The sequence below is a fragment of the Providencia sp. PROV080 genome (genome assembly GCF_033688105.1).
GTDB classification, from domain to species: Bacteria; Pseudomonadota; Gammaproteobacteria; order Enterobacterales; family Enterobacteriaceae; genus Providencia; species Providencia zhejiangensis.
In genome coordinates, this window is record NZ_CP096346.1 from 1,796,722 (window position 1) to 1,817,530 (window position 20,809).

Consider the following 20,809-nt stretch of genomic DNA (forward strand, 5'->3'; position numbering starts at 1 on the left):
TTAAATTAAAATAAACTTTATTCCCTGATAGGTTATATTTCATCTGGAAATAAAGCTATAATAATTTTTAATATGATATATTATCGTTATTGACTAATTTATTGCCTCTCGTTGAATAGATAATATTTCTTCTTGAATAAACTTTCGACGTTGCTCTTGAGATTTAATTTGTTCTCCCAGTGAGTCTAATTCAGCTTTATACTTAGATGATTGCTCACAAATATTACCGTAAAAATCACTCCCTCTTTTTTCGCACTCCTTCTGTGAATATCCATATTCTGAGCTTAATCTAGAATGAGTCAGATAAAGGGTATGGATATTTTTTTCAACGGAATTTAGTGTCTGTCTGAGCGCAAGAATGTTTTCATTATTTCTTTTATTGATTTCTAATTGCGTAGTATGTGCATTTTGTGCTAACTGTGAAATAAGAGTATCCCTCTCTTGCATTAATTGATTATTCTTTCGGTTTAAATCTGTAATGACTTCATTATATAAAGCTTTAACATTAGCTACGTTTTTTTCTAACCTAGAGTCTTCGCTATCGATTTGTTTTTCTAAGCGATTTTGAATGTCTTTTAATTGACTAGCCAAATGATTTTTATCTTTATTTAACTCTTCTATACGGGAAACTTTCTCTTTAATAATCAGTTCATCGATAGCAAAGTATGACCCTACGCAACTTAAAATTGCTACAATCACTATTAATTTTATATTCTTACTGTCTGTAATGTATTTAAATGATGATTCTAAAAAAGACATTTTCATAGTCCAATGAGAGAAATATTATTTAATTACATCATGTTATACAATTAAGGGAAAATCAAATTAAATATAAAAATGTTCTATAAAAGTAATTTCATATCATTGGCCATAATCATGACTATTTAATTAACTATCAATGACTTATTGATATTTAAAAAGTGTCTAAATGTAATTGTGAGTATTTAAAATATAGAATAGGTCGCACCGCAGTATTTTTATTATGGCTTTAGCCAGTTTAAGTCGCGTTAGGGTCTTAAACATAAAACATCGCTTTATGGATGATCATGTTGTAAAGAACTCATACTATCCATACAGCAGCTAAAAGCCTACACAATAGGGCAACGATGATTGGCACTGTAGGCGGCAGCTTATTCAATCATGACAAGTCGGCGAGGCTACTAAATGCAAATCAATCTTCACTCGTATTTTGATTTAAAGCCGAGTATCGGGGAGTAAGTCAAGATTCCATTTAACCAACTATTTTTGTTTTGATTAAATGGCACGGATACGTATTTCATCTAATCTTGCATAATAGCATCTTGTGCTAACGATGATATATGATGGAGACTAATAGCATAATTATGAGGATAAATAAGATTTAAAGCTCATAGATATAACATAAATTTACTTTTTGATAGAGAAGAAAACTTAATTTCACAGAAAACAGAGAGTACTCGTGTGGTCACAGAGTCATAAAACGAGGCATAGTATTTTCATAAATACTGTCTCTAGCGAATGTATAAATCTTCCATTAATCATCAGGTATCTGCTGGTTTCTTTGCCAATAGGGCAATAGAGAATCCCTATCTTAGTGGGAATTCTCTATTTAGTGATTAATCAAGGGAGGTTATTAGTGTTTTTCACTCTCATTATTGGTTTTAGACGCATTTATCATATTTAAGCGCTCTTTCCATAGAGGATGGGTACTTAATAACTTACTATTCATTTCAGGTGATATGTTAGCCAACTTTATAAATATTGACTCCATCATCTCTAATGGCCGTTCTTGTTTTAACATATGCTCAATGGCAAATTGGTCAGCTTCTAATTCCATATCTCGAGAGTAGTTCAATGCCATTAATTGATTACCTGAATTTAACAATATCTCTTCAATTCCCGATGATTTACGCAGTATCCACATGCTGAAAAATTTTAACGATGACGAATTCACTAAAGAGTTCATTATGTGATGATGATAATGGTGCCCCATTTCATGCAATAAAACGGAAACGAGTTCATTTTCATTTTCAATTAAGTTAACTAGCTCATCAGTAATAATAATTGTACCGTCAGTTAATGTTAAGGCGTTGGCTTGTTTCGGATAGTCTCTAAAAATAAGCTGTGGCTTTAACTGATAGTGATTAAATTCTTTAGGCGTAATTCTGTCAAATAGGGCTTTAAGTTCTCGCTGCTTTTTTAATGGCAATTTACTTGGTTCAAGTACACTTTTATCTAACAGGACAAGTGTTTCTTGACCAAGGTCCTTTTGAATTTGAACAGGCGTCTCTTTAGCAATAACCGATGCCATTGATGGCAGAAAGAATTGGAAAAAGAGATATACCATAGGAATAATACAGGCGAGTAAATAAAGGCTAGCCATTTTATAGCGTTCTAAAAAGTGAATAACACCAAAATGGAGTTTGCTTTTTTTCAAAACAAGCTTGTTACGTAACTTTTGCTCTTTTTCACAGATAAAGCATCCACCATCAGAAAAATAGATAGAGTCTGGTAGTGATCCTAGCGGCTCTGATAAACGAATATCTTGATATGAATATGTTTTAACTTCATCGTTTACATGAAGGATGATTTGATGCTTATCATTATCTAACTCAATAAAGGTACTGTGTTTCAGTGCCTTTTTATTATAAGTATATTCACCCGCTATGTTCACAACGATAATCCAAAGTCGAAGGAATCAAGCGTTTCATCATGAAAAGAATTGGCATCAGTCTCATCATGAGCGAGTTCATTTTCTAGAGACATATCACCTGTAATTTTAGTATTTATGGCGAAATATCGTGCATAGCGAATTTGAGCAATCGGTGTCGCTAGCCCTAGCGTAAATATAATAATAAGACTATTAGAGAACAGTAGAATAAGATAAGAAAAATAGGTTATGGATGAGCTAAATTTTAGCTCGTTACTGAACTCTAATTTATTGAAAAACTCACGTCTCATCATGAGGTGAATGTAACTATAAGAGAGTAACAACCCCACGTAAAAGTACAGATATATGAATAAAAACATGAAAATAGGCATTTCCGATTCGCTGGCGCTGTTTTTGTATATTGCAATGGCCTCTGCTATAGAGATGATGCTAAACCCGCTTAAGATGATGAAAGGGAGCAGTATTAAAAACGCGATACTATAAATTTTAGCAACTGCTCGATAATTCATTTGTAGCTTAAATGCGGATTTTCCAAAGTAAAAGTTATTGGCAAAATACTCATACAATTGTTTTGTTCTTATTGCGGAAACTACATATATAGAGATAACGATTAAAAATAAAGTAACGTATGTGCCGATTAAATATTTACTATAATTTAAATGGTCATAGCTATTCGATGAATTAAATATAATGATTAAACTTATAATATTTCCTATCAAGAAAGAAACACCCGCGCCAACTAATAAAAGTAAGAGTGGAAGAATGAAAAAGTGCCAATACCCTTTTTTATAGCTACCGAGAAAATTAAATCTTACATTTCTATAGCTTGTCATAATGGCATGGAAACGGCATGAGCGAATAATAAAGTAAGGTAGCATCAAGCAAAACAAAAACAGAATAACATATGCTATTGGTAGGTAAATATAGTTAACGACTAAATATAATGCAAAACAGAAAAATATAATAATCCTAGATATTAGAATACTTACAGGTGAAGCATGATATTCAAGGCGTGAGCCATTAATCTCAGTGTTACCTAAGAAGTAGCGTCGGGTTCTGACGGTGGCCCACGCTGAATAGATACCTAGAGTGAGTATCGTCAATAAAACATTCACTATCCATATAAAGAAATACTCAGTATTATCACCATGAAATTTAACATGATGGACTTGACTACGCATATCTTCCTTTTCAATATCAATATTCAAAAGGTTTTTTGTTACATTTTCCATAAAGATCACTCTATTTATGTTTTATTTATAGCACGCTTGAGGAGTAAAAAGTAACTTACACGCAGACAATTAGGTTGAAACTAATGAGATATAACGCATAGTGATGTATATTTAGATGAAAATAATAGTGGTAATGAATTTTCAGTATAAAACACAGTAAGCTAAATATGACTCAACAGTTTATTCGTTAAAGGTGTAAATTCCCAATTTTACCAATCACAAATTTTGTGACTTAATCTAAATTATTATTAAGTGAAACTCAATATAAATAAATCATCATGTGGAGGGTTATCTTCATAAAAGGATAATTTATGGTTATTTTATTGACATTAATAGGGTAAAATAGTGAATTCAAGAATTATCCTATTTTGAGTGAATACACGGTATTGCTCATACTTTATGTGAAACACATCTGGATTTGATGAGTTTTGTCATGAAATAGAATGTGTTCTTTTTAGATATAGAGGGTACCGATACTATAAGTATTTCTTTTATATTTGGCGACAATAGCATTTTTGATTTATCGATTATGTTGGTTTAATATGGATACTTGTCACTCTCCATTTATCTAAGGAAATAGAATAAGAGGTTGTACAGTGGCTACCAGATACAAAGGATATCTCTTATAGAGATAGAAGATTTGTATTGATGTTACTTAGCTAATGAATCATGAAAAATAGATATAGGTTATTTAGACTAGAAGATATTAATTATGGTTAATTTTATTCACCATTCAAAATGTCAATTCAGTTAGCAGCAAGAAACATCCGAACGTTGTAAGGTAATTTATATCTTTTTAGTTAAATGGATATAACGAGCCCTTAGATAGGCTTTGTTGTTTTGTGATTTACTATGAGTTAGTGAGGTTTTAGTGAAGGTTTGTATTATTGGTATTTCCGGTGCAGGTAAAACAACATTAGCTAAAAAATTATCAATTAAATTTAATACACCCGCATATGCGTATGATGATGTGTACTGGGATAAAAGCAACGGAGAATACATTAAGAATACTCAGGAAGTGATGAATTCACTGATTTCTGACATAAAATCTCAAGGAGGTTGGATAGTTGAAGGGGCTTATGACCGGCGAATGACTCCATTCTTTGAAGAGTGTTCTTTGATTATCAGATTAAAGACCCCATATAGGGTATGTGCGTTCAGAATAATAAAGCGGTTTCTATTAGCAAGAATCGCAAGACAAAAACCTAAGGAAACGTTGCTAAACACAATTGAATTGCTTCGTTTTGCAAAGAAATTTGATAACAAGCTAGATATCTTTTTTAATTCAAATCAATCACTACTTCAAAAAGTGGTTGAAGTGAATGATATCAACCAGTGCTCACTGGCAATTAACAAACATTTTATTGAAACTGCATAGTATGAAAGGGGAATAATGTCATTTCCTATGTTGCAAATAGTAACCTTTAAGTGGTCCTTATAAGCTCAACTCTTCAGTAGTTCCGTATAATCACATAACGTATGTATTAGTGTACAGTGTGAATTAGGATGCGTTATGCGAGTCTAGAGCACATGCTTGGTTATTCTGAATATTCGTCATAAAAAGGAAATGAATATCAGCGTATCCAAAAATGCTCTACGTTTAGCATCTACTTTTTTTTGCGACATAAAATATTATTATGGAAATAGGTAATTATTGAGTAAGAGGTCAGAATGTTTAATGTCGCGATTGTTATTTTCGATGAGTTTACGGATATTGATTATTTTTTGATGCGGGATATTTTTGGTCGTTGTCGTGAGGACTGGAATGTCAGTGTTTTGGGAACCAAGCCTTATCACACCTCGACGCTTGGGCAAAAAGTCGACACGGATGGACATGTCTCATTAGCAAATCAAGCTGATGTTGTTTTATTTAGTAGTGGCCAGCAAGGTATTCCTAATGCCCTTGCAGATGAAGATTTTATGCGATCTTTTAAGCTTGATAGTCAGCGACAAATTATTGGTTCTATTTGTGCAGGTTCCTTTATTTTGCATCAACTTGGCCTATTGGATAATACCCAAGCGACGACACACCCAGATGCAAAAAATGCATTGATAAGCATGGGGGCAGATGTTGAAGATAAGCCTCTTGTTATTCGTGGTAATATTGGTACTGCTGGTGGTTGTTTATCGGCATTATATTTAACGGGATGGATTGCAGAAAAGCTTTTTGATAGTAATAAACGCCGAGAAATGCATCGCCAGATACTCCCCGCAAACCAACACGAGTTATATGAAAAAATGATTGTAGATGCGATCGCAGAAGCCAAAATATAGTGTCATTTTACGTTTGTGAGTATTTAAAATATAGAATAGGGCGCATTTGATTTGCCCCAAAAAGTTGGATGCTTTTAATTTAACGTAAAGGGTACAGGCCATTGTGTGGCCTTTTTTATTTCACTTGTGAATCTTCTCGCTCAGAAAATGCCTGTAACTCTCTAACGTATCTATGCCATTGTCTCCCTTTTGATTCTTGAGCGTAATTACGAATAGACACAGTTCGATCATGAGTTATAGACTGATCTACGCGAGAGATTTCAAATATAACAACCGTATTACCGTTAACTAGATAGGTATATATATTCTCACATTGCTCAATCATTTCATAAATACAGAATATTGACTTTAATTCGGCTGGGTGCATGATTTGTCTTAAATAAGGGGTTATCACCTCGCTCTGTATTCTGAGAAATTTTTCCATATAGCTTTGGTCAATGTGTTTATTGCGCATCGGCGAGGCTCTTGTTCAATTTACATTTTAGATAATGATATATTAATAACATTCACCTAGTGAGATTTTTTTTATTGTAGAAAATAATTAATCACAACGTTCATCATGGTGGCATTTTAATATCATAGGTGCAAAACTTAATAGCCATAACAGTTGCTAGATTCATTGCTAGCCCCTTGCGTATAGCGAGCATATAAAGTAGTTGAGGAGTCAGCATGAGCTACTCAGTAATTTAAAGATGAAAAAGAGAAGAGAGCTTACAAATGTATTTAAAAGCTGCTAGAGGTACTGGTATTAAAGTTGAAGCTAATGTTAGAAACCTCAATGATCTATTACCAAAAGATATGTTTGATTCTGGTCGCTTAGGCTCTACAACAACATGGGGTGAAGCTATCACAGGAAGAGTTAGCGATCAAAGCGATAGATTCAGTGAAAATAATCCTTATGGTCAAATGATTCACTAGGAATAACAGGCAAAGGTAAATGATTGATAGAACTATGATGTACCAAAATTATTTATACTCAGGATTTTTTTCCCTGAAAGCTTTATCAATTATGTATCAAGAACGGAATTAGAGAACTTGGAACCGTGGTGGCTGTTTTGTTACTCTTCACATTATGTTGATTTTTGGTGTGAGAAAGTCAGAGAACTCTATCCAGAAAGGCGACTAATTCCTTTTGCTAACTGGAGTTACTCAGATGATATTGTTTGTTTTGACGGTGACAATACATCAGGAGACCCAAAAGTATTCTATGTTCATGCCTTCGCCTCGGCAGGCTGGGAAGATAGGGGATACACAGATAACTTTACTGAATGGCTGAAAATAGCTCGTCTCGACTCAGAACGCTATAAAGCAGAGCTGGCAAATGATGAATAGTCACTATTCTTGAATAAATTCAGGAGGTACTTGTTCAGATAACCAGACGCCATTATCAGCCTGATAGAATTTAAAGCCCTGTTCGTACATGTGTAGCGCTCTTATTTTTAGTAGCACTGGTTTTCCATGACGTTGCCCTACCAAAATTGCAGTATGTTCATCTAATGAAAGATGAACATACTGTCGTGACATAGGGAATAAACCTTGTTCTCTGATTGTTGGTAAAAATCGTTTAGTTGTTCCATGGTATAAAAAGCGTGGAGGGACTTTTTCTTTATAATCAATATTCACTTGTTGCGAGGAATGCCCTTGTGAGGCTCTAAGACGTAATCCATCATCTGAGATTGTAAAGCGCTTTTTATCATTATTATCAACGATATTACGAATAAGAGTATAATCGAGCACATATCCTTTTTTAGCAGAACAAAGGATAAGATCATCTATGACTGCCCACCCTTCTTTATCTAAAGATAGGCCAATGGTCTCTGGTTGGTGACGTAATATATAACTTAAAAACTTACTGATATTTGTGTTGTTTTTACTCACAATAATAGCCTCAAGCAACGTCGGACACTGTGAAATAGATAGTGGTGAACACCATTGGACTAGGTTCAGTTCCACCAACATTTTATAAATATGATCAATGGTGAACTAAAAAGAGATCTTAGCACCACACTAGGCTTTCCTTAGTCTCTTCTTTCCCCCTCAGCCAGCTGCATAATCAACTGTCCGGCTTGGCGAATGAGGGTACCACCAATACTCTCTCTTAAAAATAGGTTATGTCAATTTAGCTGTGTTTCGTTTGGTATAGCATGAAGAGTTACTGAGATTGGCTTGATGAGGTTTTTGTTTAAGTGGGAATAGCTTGGTTTAGCTCACCATAACCCTACAGGTTTCGAATTTAACTATTAACCTTATTGATAATAAAGGATATTTTTTGTTAATTCATGAGTTTCAATTTAGCTCCTAAATGCATTTATATGGATTTTGAAGTCGCACCTGGTATTTTTCGTTACGGCGAAAAACATCGTGTGGGTTTATGGAACAGAATCGTACTGGTTACCAACTTCAAGATTTGTTAAAAAATGAAATATGTCTAATTGTTATTTATGTAAAATTATGTCATTTTTTGTCTTGATATTTAACTTAGTCAAAACAACAAATACACGTAATGCAATTAAAATCCACGCTCACCTATTTGTATAGCTTTATGTCGGTTATGACATTATCGCCTTTACTAGCAAGTGCCTCCATTCTTCGACCTGAGAATACCGATACGTTGTTTCAGCAACAAACTCAGCAACAACAAGCACAACAACAACAATTTGATGCTAAAGCCCCGAATGTGAGCTTGTCTGTGCCCATTGCAAAAAGCCAATTGCAATTTCCAAATGAAACACCATGTTTTTTAATCGAACAGGTTGTTGTTAGTGGACAAGAGGCCTTACCTCATTGGGTACCCGTTCAGCGCTTAGCAAATCAAGCCGTCGGGCATTGCATCGGTGTGCAAGGGATTAACCATTTAGTGACGGATATGCAAAATAGGTTGATTAGCCATGGTTGGATTACCAGTCGGGTGCTGGTTCCTGAGCAAGATTTATCAACGGGTGTTCTCCGGTTAGTTGTCATGCCAGGTAAAGTACAAAAAGTTGTTTTTACCGATGATTCATCACAATACAGCACGCTATATACTGCAATGCCAGCCCATTCAGGTACTTTATTGGATTTGCGAGATATTGAGCAAGGCCTCGAAAATCTACAGCGCCTACCAACCGTACAAGCTTCAATGGAAATGGTGCCAGGTGATGGTCCGGGTGAAACCCAAATTGTGATTAAGCGCGAACAATCACGTTATTGGCATGCGGGAGCTTGGGTTGACAATACAGGTTCAAAAAGTACGGGTAAAAATCAAGCGGGTGTGATGATAGCATTGGATAATCCAACATCACTCAGTGATCTTTTTTACCTTACCGCCACACGCGATTTAAGCTTCTCCAGTGATAAAGACACCACTAACTACAGTGCACACTACTCGGTACCGTTTGGTTATTGGCAGTTTGCTACCACCGCGAGTGATTATGAATATACCCAAACTATCGCGGGTGCGAACAGCGATATAAAATATCGCGGTAAAAGTAAAAGCCTGAATTTGCAACTGAGTAATGTACTTTACCGTGATGCCACAGCGAAAACCACCGCGACCTATGATGTTAATTTACGTGAGACGCGCAACTTTGTGGGTGAAACTGAAATTGGCAACCAAAAACGTCGAACGACGGCGTGGAAGTTAGGGCTAAACCATCGCCAATATATAGGGCAATCAACCATTAACTTGGGTGCAAGTTATCAACATGGCACACGTTGGTTTGGGGCCATGCCAGCGTTTGAAGAGTTTCGTCGTAAAGATTCCCAAGATTATGCGACAGCGCTAGCGATTGTGATGCAGTTTCATGCATCGGCGAGCATACCTTTTACTTTGGCAGAACAGTCTTTGCGTTTCGACACACAATACTCACGTCAGATCAGTGACAGACCATTAACGCCTCAAGATCAATTCAGTATTGGTAACCGCTGGACGGTGCGAGGGTTCGATGGCGAGCGTACTCTCAGTGCCGATGAGGGGTGGACACTTCGCAATACCTTGTCATGGGCACTCCCTATCTCAGCTCAAGAGCTCTATGTTGGTGCAGACTACGGCAAAATCAGTGGGCGCTGGGCAGACATGAATTTAGGGACTCATCTTGCTGGTGGTGTTGTCGGTTTACGCGGAGCGATTAATCCAGCTAATTTGAGCTATGACTTATCACTCGGTACGCCTTTCTCTAAACCGGATGGTTTTAGAACCGATCCTGCTACTTTTGCTTTCTCTGTAAACTGGAATTATTAAGGACGCTCAGGATGAACAAGTTATTTTATCGCCTCATTTTTAATGCCGCGCGCCAAATGGTGATGGTGGTTTCCGATATTACGCGCAGCCATCGTGCGGGGCCAGCGGGTTCGAATAACAATCGCGTCGAGAAAACAACAAGATGTCAGGTGCGCTGGTCAGTTAAACCGATAGTAACTTCCTTATGGTTCACATTAGGTATGGTGAGCTTTAACGTTTCAGCCTCGACTATAGTTGCCGATGGTAAGGCTCCGGGTAACCAACAACCCACGATTGTGAATACACAAAATGGTTTACCCCAAGTCAATATTCAAGCACCCAACCGTGATGGGGTTTCTCGCAACCAATACAGCCAGTTCGATGTTGATCAGAAAGGGGCTATCCTTAACAACAGCAGTACCAACACGAACACACAATTGGGCGGTATTATTCAAGGTAATGATTGGCTCGCCAAAGGGGAAGCCAAAATTATTCTCAATGAGGTGAATAGTCGCGACCCAAGTCAGCTCAATGGCTTTATTGAAGTGGCTGGGAAAAAGGCGGATGTGATCATTGCCAACCCAGCGGGGATCACCTGTAACGGTTGTGGCTTCATCAACGCGGATAAAGCCTTACTTTCTGCGGGTAAAACGCTGATAGAGAATGGCAAAATCAAAGGGTTTGAAGTTGATAAAGGCAGCATCAATATTGTTGGGCAAGGTTACAATGGCAATGGAACTAACTACACCGCTCTGATAGCCCGTTCAGTGAATATTAATGCCAAATTGCATGCTAAAGATTTAGCGATTACAACGGGAAAAAATACCGTTGCAGCGGATGGAAAAACCATTCTCAAGACAACAGATAATTCCTCCACCGATGATAAGCCTGAATTTGCTTTAGATGTTGCCGCTTTAGGCGGCATGTATGTCAATGCCATCAAAATGCGGGGGACAGAGCATGGTGTGGGCGTGCGTAATGCGGGGCATATTGGGGCAGAGGCCGGTGATATTACCCTATCGGCTGACGGTAAAATTGGCAATATTGGCGTGATCAACGCAAGCCAAAATATTGCCCTTAATAGCCAGCAAGGCATAAACAACTCAGGGACTGTACTTGCACAAAACGATATTCAGCTTAAAGCAAAACAGGCCATCACTAACACCGATAAAGGCCAAATTGTTGCTGGGCGTGATGCAACACTGCGTGCAGAGCAAGTTAACAGTGATAATAGCGCTTTATTAGCGGCAGGGGTTGATAGTAAAGGCAAACTGACTTCAGTGGGCTCGTTAAGGGTTAACGGTGATAAAGCGGTTGTGTTACAAGGGGATATCCTTGCTAAAGACGAATTAACGGTAACAGGCAGCGCCATAGATTTATCCCATTCCAATACCCAAGCCAAGAATATCACGTTGACGGCGAGTGCTGCGGATATTCGTACTAAAGAGGCGCATTTACTAGCAACAAACAATGCGACATTGACTGCTAAGCGTGGGATTGATAACCAAAAGGGAGAGGTTGTCGCCAATAAATTGACTCTGACAGCACCTGAGTTTATTGATAATCAGCAAGGTAAATTAGTTCAAAAAGGGAATTCTGAAAATACCTTGAATACTCAGGTATTCAGTAACCAACAGGGAGAAATCAACCTTGCAGGTGATACTTTAATAACGACGCAGCAGTTGAATAACCAGTCTGGGCAGCTATTAAGCCGTGATGGTAAAGTCGATATTCAAAGCCACAATCTGAACAACCAACAAGGCACGATTTTAACATCAGGCAAGCAAGGCCTCACCATCAAGTCCGATAAGTTAGATGGGCAGAAAGGGGAAATTCTGACCAGTGGTACATTGAGACTAACCGCCAAATCGACCAATCTTGATCAAAGTACCACACAAGCAGAACAAATTACTTTACAGGCCACTGCGTTATCTCACCGTCAAGGCAATATGTTGCAGACAGGCGATAAAACACTAAAGCTTAATGTGGTTAATGGATTGGATAACACCCAAGGAAGTATCGCATCTAAAGGTGACTTGAACATACAGGCAGGCGCTGTTAACAATACGGACGGTAAATTACTCACCAGCACGAACTATCGTTTAGACCTAACGTCTGCTGGCGAATTGAATAATACGCGTGGGGTGATTCAAACTGATAAGGCCCTGATGCTCAACGCGGATAAACTGATCAATCAGCAAGGTAAAATAAGCAGTTTATCCGGTGCCGCTTTATTAACAGCAAATCGCTTAGACGGTGAAAAAGGCACTATTTTTGCGCAAAACACATTGCGTATAGACAGCGCAGATATCAACTTAAACCAAGGATTCACGCAAGCAGGCCAAGTTTCTATTTTAGCCAACAACTTTAGCCATCAGGGGGCCACCTTACTGCAAACAAGGGAAGGCAAAACTGATTTACATATTCAAAATCAATTTGATAACCAGAAAGGTGAAATTTCCAGCAATGGCCTAATTGATATTGTCGCAAACGAGCTAAATAACCAAGACGGTAAGATTATTGCGGCCAAATTGGGTCATGTGACGTTGAGTATCCAACAGGCGTTGAATAACGCTCAAGGCACATTATTAGGTAATCAAGGTATTCAGCTGGCTGCGGAACGCTTAATTAACCAATCCGGTAAAATTATTGCCAGTTTTGGTGATAACCAATTGACACTTAAGCAGTTGGATGGTGAAAAAGGGGAAATTCTCTCGAAAGGCAAACTGGCCTTAACGGGGGAGGAACTCAACCTCAATGACGCGGTGACGCAGGCAGACAACATCCAAATTGAGGGGCAAAACCTGTCCCATCAACGTGGAAAAATGCTACAAACGGGCAGTGAAAAAGGGCAAATCAAGCTCGCCGATACCCTTGATAACCAGTCAGGGAATATTAGCAGCCAAGGCACATTGAGTGTCAATGTGGATAAACTCTCCAACCAACAAGGCGTTGTGGTCGCGGCTAAAGTCGGGGCGTTGATCCTAAATGCCAAGCAGCATGTCGATAACACCCAAGGGACCTTGTTTGCGCAGCAGGATTTTACCCTTAACACGCAGTCGTTCAGCAATATTGACGGCAAAGCAATTAGTAAACAAGGGGATATGCAGCTTGCCACTGAAGATTTGCAAGGGCAACGCGGGGAAATCATTGCTCAAGGCGATTTATCACTGAGTGGTAAAGACATTGACCTGACAGCCGCCAATACCCAAGCACAACATATCCAATTGCGAGCGAATAATTTAACTCATCAGCAAGGGACAATGACCCAACTGGGCGAACACCAAGGCACTATTGAGGTATCCCAACAGATTAACAATAACGCAGGGGATATCATTGGTAACGGCTCTTGGTTGATCAAAACCCATGCCCTTGATAATCAGCAAGGTAAAATATTCAGTGCAAGAATGGGTCAGCTTGATTTACAAATTCAACAAGTACTGGATAACACGGGTGGGACATTGACCGGCCGCCAAGGTGTATTTGTTGAAACGCAATCATTAATTAACCGTACTGGTAAAGTGATTGCCAGCATGGGGGATGTCACCTTAAATAGCCAATCACTTGAGGGTGATGAAGGTGAAATATTGGCAGCTAACACTTTGAGTATTGATGGTGGAGCGCTCTCGCTAAATCAGGCTGTCACCCAAGCTGAACACATCTTAATCATGGCGAATACCCTTGATCACCAAGGGGGCAAGTTATTACAAACTGGCGATAAAGCGGGGAAAATCACCTTACAAGGGAAGCTAATTAATCAAGCGGGTGAAATAGGCAGTAATGGCGACTTCTCATTAATCGCCAACAGTCTCGACAATCGTGATGGACAAGTCATCACCGCAAAAAATGGTCATCTTAAGGTTGATTTAACCCATGAATTATTGAACCAAGACGGGGCACTCATTGGTGAGAATGGACTGAGCATAGCAGCCAGTGATATCGAAAACCAGCAAGGAAAACTGGTTGCTCGCCATGGTGATGCAAAACTGGATGTGACTAAGGGTATCAATAACCAAGCAGGGTTAATCGCCGCAGAGCAATTGTTGCAGATGCGCAACCAAGCACTACAAAACCAGTTGGGGTATCTACAAGCTAACACCGTTGATATTAATACCCATCACCACCGATTTGATAATACACAAGGCTCGTTGTTAGCGAAGCAAACACTCGTGTTAAATAGTGGCCAAATTGACAACCAACAAGGCTCAATTCAATCTGGTAGTGACATACTGATTAATACTCATGGTGAGCAGCTAAACAACACGCAAAGCGGTGACAATAAAGGCATTTATGCGCAAGGTGGGTTAACCCTAACAACGGGGGAGCTCAATAATGAGCAAGGCCGTATTGTGGCGAAAAGTACGCTTAAACTGAACAGCCAAGGTGTTAACAATCAGCAAGGCTTGGTGGGCAGCCAGTCTGAGCTCTCAATGACAACGCAGCAATTGGATAACCGTGAAGGCATGATTAAAGGCCACTCTGTGAGTATTGATACACAGGGTCAGAAACTGATTAATCTTGCTAAAAAAGCGGATCAAGGCATCTTTGCTAGCCAAAACCTGGCGATGACCGTTGGCGAGTTAATTAATCGTCAAGGACAAATACAAGCAAATCAAATTTCGCTCGATAGCCAAAAAAATCGGTTTGATAATACGGAAGGAGAAATGCTTGCCGTCAATAATTTAACGGCAAATACGGGAGCACTCGATAACCAACAAGGTCGACTTCAAGCAGGCCAGCAATTGACATTGAATACCCATGGCGAGGTGCTCAATAATAGCCATACACAAAAAAGTGGCGGTTTATTAAGTGGGGGCGGCTTATCGATTGACAGTGGGAAACTGCTTAACCACCAAGGGCAAATTCAAGGCGCTGGGGCGGTATCACTCACCACGACAGGGGTTGAAAACCAGAACGGAGAAATTTTTGCTGGTCAGTCGATGGATATTCATACCCAGCAACAGGCATTGCTAAATCAGCAAGGGACATTAGCGAGTAATGGCAAACTTGAGCTGAATACCGAGAATTTGAATAATATCCAAGGCGTAGTTCAAGGAAAACTTGGACTCACCGTGAATGCCGAGCAGATCGAGAACCAAAAAGGGTTATTACTAAGCCAATCCTCGTTAAAAGTGACAGGGAAAAATCTCGATAATGCTGAAGGGGTTGTTCAGTCTCAGGGGAACGCAACGCTAGATATTCATCAACGGATTGAAAACCAGCAAGGGCAACTTTTGTCTGGTCAAAACCTGAACGTGAAGACTCAACAACTCAATAATAATAGCGGTGTTATTCAAGGCCTCAATCATGTTGAATTGGCAGTAAAACAGCAAATTGAAAACCAACAAGGTTGGGTCAAAGCCAATGAACACCTTGATATTTCTGCGAAATATATTGATAACAAAAATACATCTCAAGCAGGTAAAGGCCTTGAGGGGGCAAGTGTTAGCCTCAGAACCACGCATTTAGATAACCAAAGCGGGGCGGTTCGTGCAGGGCAAGCGATTGAAGCGAATATTGCACAAAACCTGAATAACTCCCAAGGGATGCTATCTGCGGGGACAAAACTGAGTATAACCGATAATGCGAGAGGCAAAGCCTTAGCGGTATCAAACCAGCAAGGGGTGATAGTCAGTAATGGCGATGCCACTATTACTGCGAACCAACTAACGGGTGAAGGTAAGCTTATTGCACAAAAAGTGTTATCGCTGGCACTCAACCAACACTTTGAAAATACTGGGCGTATTCAAGCAGGGGAAAACCTAACAGCTAACTTTACACAAGGGGTTACCAATAAAGGGTTAATTTCTAGCCTTGGCGAACTGGCTTTATCTACAACGACAGTGATTAACTCACTTTCTGGCGAAATTAGTGGACAAAATACTCGAATTAAAGCCAGTGGTCAGGTATTGAATACAGGGCTTATTGACGGTGTATTAACCCACATTGTTGCTAATTCTTTAGATAACCTAGGAACCGGTCGTATTTACGGTGATTTCCTTGTCATCGCAGTGAATTCCTTAGTGAATGATAAGCAAAGGGACAAAGCGGCGGTGATTGCAGGACGTAAAGAAGTCAATATTGCGGTTTCTGAACTGTTAAATCGTGACCATGCCTTAATTTACAGTGATGGTGATTTAACCCTCGGTAGCCAATTAAACGACCAGTTAAAAGCCACAGGTCATGCCAAAAGCGTGAAGAACCACAGTGCTAACATTGAGGCTGCCGGTAACCTCACACTAAAAACGGATGTTCTTGAAAATAAAGATATTCATTTGCAACTGACTGACGATGCCGTCGAAGTAAGCCGTGAACATTTAGACTGGTACGACTTTGGTAATGGGCGACGTTATAAAATTCAGCCGCGTAATGGAAACCAAACACGTTACGCGATTAATGACGATGGCACGCTGAACAAGGAAGTGGGTATTCATTATGAAAAATCCAATCGCTGGCGGATGTTTGAGTATGGTAATTGGACTAAAAATTTCTATGAATATGAGTACGACCGTATCATTTATGAAACCCAAATTATCAAACGAGATGCGGCGCTAATCACCAGTGGTAAGCACTTAACACTAGATGGGCAACAACTGAACAATGAAAATTCACGCGTTGTTGCGGGGCAAAACCTGATCTTAACAGGCTATGAGCTAAATAACGAAGAGGCACAAGGTGTTCGTCGTATCTTTGAAGATGGAAATACGATTTATCGCTATAAAGGCGGTGGTAAATGGAAAACGCGTACTAGCACGTCAAAATACCAAGGGGTCAATAGCGAAGAAGATTTAGCATTACATTTATTAGAAGTTACCGAAAATGCGGGCAATATCAATAAAATGCAGCTCGATTCAGTGAAAGTGAACCAACTGAATGGGCAAGCAGAACGCGTTTCTGATGCTAATCAACAAGAAAATCAAGGTGCCACAGTTACTGAGCAGGCGTTAAAAAATAGCAAAAACACGCCATTAGACCTGAGGCCAGGCCAGAAAATGGAAGTGGTACAATTACCTGCAATTTCAGGCAAGGTTGATGTCAAAGATGACAAATCGGTTGACTCATCACTGCAAGTCGATGATGCAAATATCAGTAAAGAAGTGGATATTCAAGAGCAAAGGGATGCAGGTAAAGGGGAAAACGTCACCGCAGAAACTGGGCCTCAGGGTAAAGGTAATCTAAATACCGTGATAAGAACGGTTGGGCCAAACATTCAATTACCTGATAACAGCCTTTTTAACCTAACGCCGAGTAGTGATAGCCAATTTTTGATTGAAACTGACCCGCGTTTCACTAACTACAAAAAATGGTTGTCGAGTATTGATATTGTCACCAACGAGCAGCTGCATAAGCGTTTAGGTGATGGCTACTATGAGCAACGTTTAGTTCGTGATCAATTGATTGAAACGACAGGGCAACGCTTATTAGGTCATTACAATAGTGATGAAGAACAATACCGTGCATTACTGACTAATGGTGTTGCGTTTGGTCATCAATTTAACCTGACTCCGGGCATTGCATTATCACCCGAACAAATGGCGAATTTGACCACGGATATTGTGTGGATGGTGAATAAAGAGGTCACGTTGCCAGATGGCCACGTTGAAATGGTCAGTGTTCCGCAGGTGTATGTCCGAGCTCGTCAAGGGGACTTAAATGGTAATGGTGCATTGCTGGCAGGGCGTAATGTTTCTGCCAATATGACAGGCACTATTCTCAATAGTGGTGAAATCAGTAGCCGCGAACTGACGGATTTGCGTGCTGAAAATATCGAAAACAGTGGACGCATTCAAGGTAAAGATGTCCATCTCAATGCCCTAAAAGATATTAAAAATATCGGTGGGGAAATTCGTGGATTAGATAGTGTTTTACTATCAGCAGGGCGTGATATTCTCAGCGAAACAGAGCAACGTGGCGATGGTAAATCACAATGGCTCGATCGTCCTGCCAGTATTTATGTCACGGGTGATAATGGTCAGCTTACCTTAAAAGCGGTACAAGATATCAACTTGATCGCCACAGATGTGGGTAATTTAGGTGTTGATGGCAAAACATCCATTATTGCGGGACGCGATATTAGTTTAGAAACTCGCGATATCAGCTCTGCATTTGATTACACACATAATTCAAGCAATTACTATCGTGGCGCTAATAGTGCAGAAGTGAGTACACAAATCCAAACTCAAGGGGATTTAACCTTATCAGCAGGGCAAGATCTTTCCGCGCGTGCAGCGAATGTTACCAGCGGTGGTGAGCTGGCAGTTAATGTTGGTCGTGACATCAATATTACCTCTGGTATTGAAACCAGCGACTATGTGAAACACACCAAACATACGGATAAAGGTTTTTTATCAAGCACAACGAAAGAAACCCATGACGAGGTGAATGAGCGTACTGCTATCAGTAGCACATTCAATGGTGACAGTGTGAAAGTGACAGCAGGGAACAACGTCAATATCGAAGGGAGTAATTTACTCGGAACCAACGATGTCAATGTGACTGCTGGCAATCAATTAAATGTGACCACCTCTGATGAAGCGTCCCATGAAACGCATGTATCAAAAACCAAGAAATCAGGGTTAATGAGCAGTGGTGGATTAGGTTTTACTGTCGGTTCAACTTCACAAAAAGTCACTACCGAAACAGACAGCAACCAGAAAAAAGGCAGCGTGATTGGTAGTACCGCAGGAGATGTAAACTTAACTGCAGGTGCTACAGCGAACATTCATGGCAGTGATGTGATTGCTGCGAAAGATATCAATGTGACGGGCAGTGATGTGGACATCACCGCGGCTGAAAATAGCCGTACGGATATCACCACAGTGGAAAGCAAATCCAGTGGATTGACGGTTTCACTGGGTGGCACTACAGGTGCTGCACTGGATAGCATGGTACAAACGGCTAAATTAGCCAAAGATGAAGATGATAGCCAATTAGCTGCGCTCAAAGGAATGAAGGCAGGCTTACAAGGCGCGCAAGCAGTGCAAGGTGGTCGACTTGCTGAAGCACAAGGTAAAACGCCATCAGTCGGCGTGAATGTGTCGTATGGCAGCAGTTCGTCTAAATCTACTACCAAAACGGAACAACAGACGGCGTCAGGCAGCAGCTTAAGTGCGGGGGATAATATCACCCTCACTGCGACGGGTAAAAAAGACGGTAGCCAAGGAAACTTGACCGTACAAGGCAGTCAACTGGATGCAGATAAAAATGTCACGTTAACCGCCAAAAACGATATCAACCTGACTAGCGCCACCAACACCCAAACGGTAGATGGCAAAAATGAAAGCAAAGGTAGCTCGATGGGCGTTGGATTTGGTACTGATGGCTTTAGTGTTAGTGCCAGTGTGAATCAAGGCAAAGGCTTTGAGAAAGGTAACAGCCAATTCTATACCGATACTGAGGTCAATGCGGGTAAACAGCTCACGCTAAATAGCGGCCAAGATACCACCCTCACTGGTGCTCAAGTGAACGGTGAAACCATTAAAGCCAATGTTGGTGGTGACTTAACATTATCCAGTCAACAGATGACCGACAAGTACGACTCGAAGCAAACCAGTAGCAGTGCAGGCGGTAGTATCAGCCAAGCGGGCGGTGGCTCACTGAGTCTTAATGCCAGTAAAACCGAAATGCACAGTGATTATCAATCGGTGGATAAACAAACGGGTATTAATGCCGGTAAAGGCGGCTTTGATATCACCGTTGGCAATCATACGCAACTCGATGGGGCGGTGATTAGCAGCACTGCGGACGCTGAGAAGAACAAGTTGGATACGGGCACGCTGGGCTTTGGGGATATCAAAAATAAAGCCGAATATAAGGTGGATAGCCAAAGCGGCGGCTTTAGCACGGGTGGTGCATCAGTCGGTGACCAGTTTATGACCAATGCCGCGGGTTCATTGCTAACCAATGTGAATAATAAAGGTAAAGACAGCAACACCACCCAATCGGCGGTATCTGACGGTGAGATTACAATTCGTGATAAGGATAACCAGAAACAAGATATCAATGACTTAAGCCGTGATACGGGTAATGCCCATGAAAAGCTCAATAGCATTTTTGATAAAGAGAAAGAGCAAAAACGGATAGAGCAGAATCAGTTAATTGGTGAGATAGGCCAACAAATTACCGATGTGGCATTGACGGAAGCCACCATTAACGCGACGAAAGAAGTGAATAAAAATAATCCCACGTTGACAGGCCAAGAGCGAGAGAATGCCATTCAGGCTGAAATCAACGACTCTGGCTGGCAAGTCGGTGGAGACAAACGGCGCATAGTCGAATCAGGTACAGCGTTAATCCAAGGGTTAGTGAATGGTGATGTGAACAAAGCGGTAGCGAATGCGAGTGCGCCGTACATTGCAAATGAAATTGCCAAAAATATTCCAGAAGATAATAAAAAGGTAGACTAGCCGCTCATGCGATTGCAAATGTTGCATTAGCGCTGGCAAAAGGTGAAAA

General features: G+C 40.0%; 11 protein-coding genes. 6 read left to right on the top strand and 5 right to left on the bottom strand.

From position 1 onward, the window contains the following. Window positions 1-93: 93 nt before the first annotated feature. The 3 genes from M1F03_RS07810 to M1F03_RS07820 form a co-directional block, all read right to left on the bottom strand. Window positions 94-759: a hypothetical protein gene (locus M1F03_RS07810; protein WP_251463959.1), complete on the bottom strand. Its 666-nt coding sequence runs from the start codon at window positions 757-759 to the stop codon at window positions 94-96. A gap of 853 nt (window positions 760-1,612) precedes the next feature. Then, a complete protein-coding gene (locus tag M1F03_RS07815) occupies window positions 1,613-2,653 on the bottom strand; it encodes a M48 family metallopeptidase (protein ID WP_318840117.1) in 1,041 nt (346 codons plus the stop codon). Then, on the bottom strand, window positions 2,650-3,882 hold the full coding sequence (locus tag M1F03_RS07820; RefSeq protein ID WP_154635758.1) for a YjgN family protein: 1,233 nt from the start codon (window positions 3,880-3,882) through the stop codon (window positions 2,650-2,652). The genes M1F03_RS07815 and M1F03_RS07820 overlap by 4 nt, the downstream gene beginning before the upstream one ends. A gap of 871 nt (window positions 3,883-4,753) precedes the next feature. Here M1F03_RS07820 and M1F03_RS07825 point away from each other — a divergent pair. Together M1F03_RS07825 and M1F03_RS07830 are read left to right on the top strand one after the other, a co-directional pair. Then, window positions 4,754-5,260: an AAA family ATPase gene (locus tag M1F03_RS07825; RefSeq protein WP_163861055.1), complete on the top strand. Its 507-nt coding sequence runs from the start codon at window positions 4,754-4,756 to the stop codon at window positions 5,258-5,260. Window positions 5,261-5,553: 293 nt separating this feature from the next. Next, window positions 5,554-6,156, top strand: coding sequence for a DJ-1/PfpI family protein (locus tag M1F03_RS07830; RefSeq protein ID WP_154624807.1), 603 nt, complete (start codon window positions 5,554-5,556; stop codon window positions 6,154-6,156). A gap of 115 nt (window positions 6,157-6,271) precedes the next feature. Here the strand turns inward: M1F03_RS07830 and M1F03_RS07835 are convergent, their stop codons facing one another. Then, window positions 6,272-6,610, bottom strand: a complete 339-nt coding sequence (locus tag M1F03_RS07835) for a hypothetical protein (RefSeq protein WP_154624808.1) — start codon at window positions 6,608-6,610, stop codon at window positions 6,272-6,274. Window positions 6,611-6,873: 263 nt separating this feature from the next. On the opposite strand from M1F03_RS07835, the gene M1F03_RS07840 reads away from it, so the two are divergent. Beyond that, window positions 6,874-7,074, top strand: coding sequence for a hypothetical protein (locus tag M1F03_RS07840; protein WP_251463965.1), 201 nt, complete (start codon window positions 6,874-6,876; stop codon window positions 7,072-7,074). A gap of 117 nt (window positions 7,075-7,191) precedes the next feature. Next, window positions 7,192-7,488, top strand: a complete 297-nt coding sequence (locus M1F03_RS07845) for an SMI1/KNR4 family protein (RefSeq protein WP_251463967.1) — start codon at window positions 7,192-7,194, stop codon at window positions 7,486-7,488. Between the two features lie 3 nt (window positions 7,489-7,491). Here M1F03_RS07845 and M1F03_RS07850 read toward each other — a convergent pair whose 3' ends face one another. Then, window positions 7,492-8,034: an RNA 2'-phosphotransferase gene (locus M1F03_RS07850; protein ID WP_163861059.1), complete on the bottom strand. Its 543-nt coding sequence runs from the start codon at window positions 8,032-8,034 to the stop codon at window positions 7,492-7,494. Between the two features lie 664 nt (window positions 8,035-8,698). Here M1F03_RS07850 and M1F03_RS07855 point away from each other — a divergent pair. Beyond that, a complete protein-coding gene (locus M1F03_RS07855) occupies window positions 8,699-10,375 on the top strand; it encodes a ShlB/FhaC/HecB family hemolysin secretion/activation protein (protein WP_251465278.1) in 1,677 nt (558 codons plus the stop codon). An 11-nt stretch (window positions 10,376-10,386) separates the two neighbouring features. After that, entirely contained in the window at window positions 10,387-20,760 is a 10,374-nt protein-coding gene (locus M1F03_RS07860; RefSeq protein ID WP_318840118.1) for a hemagglutinin repeat-containing protein, read from the top strand. The last annotated feature ends 49 nt before the right edge of the window (window positions 20,761-20,809 follow it).

What these genes read in the sequence shown, in the direction of transcription:
- M1F03_RS07835 (WP_154624808.1), bottom strand. Translation starts at nt 6,610, where the DNA reads ATGCGCAATAAACACATTGACCAAAGCTATATGGAAAAATTTCTCAGA.
- M1F03_RS07820 (WP_154635758.1), bottom strand. Translation starts at nt 3,882, where the DNA reads ATGGAAAATGTAACAAAAAACCTTTTGAATATTGATATTGAAAAGGAA.
- M1F03_RS07810 (WP_251463959.1), bottom strand. Translation starts at nt 759, where the DNA reads ATGTCTTTTTTAGAATCATCATTTAAATACATTACAGACAGTAAGAAT.
- M1F03_RS07840 (WP_251463965.1), top strand. Translation starts at nt 6,874, where the DNA reads ATGTATTTAAAAGCTGCTAGAGGTACTGGTATTAAAGTTGAAGCTAAT.
- M1F03_RS07830 (WP_154624807.1), top strand. Translation starts at nt 5,554, where the DNA reads ATGTTTAATGTCGCGATTGTTATTTTCGATGAGTTTACGGATATTGAT.
- M1F03_RS07855 (WP_251465278.1), top strand. Translation starts at nt 8,699, where the DNA reads ATGTCGGTTATGACATTATCGCCTTTACTAGCAAGTGCCTCCATTCTT.
- M1F03_RS07860 (WP_318840118.1), top strand. Translation starts at nt 10,387, where the DNA reads ATGAACAAGTTATTTTATCGCCTCATTTTTAATGCCGCGCGCCAAATG.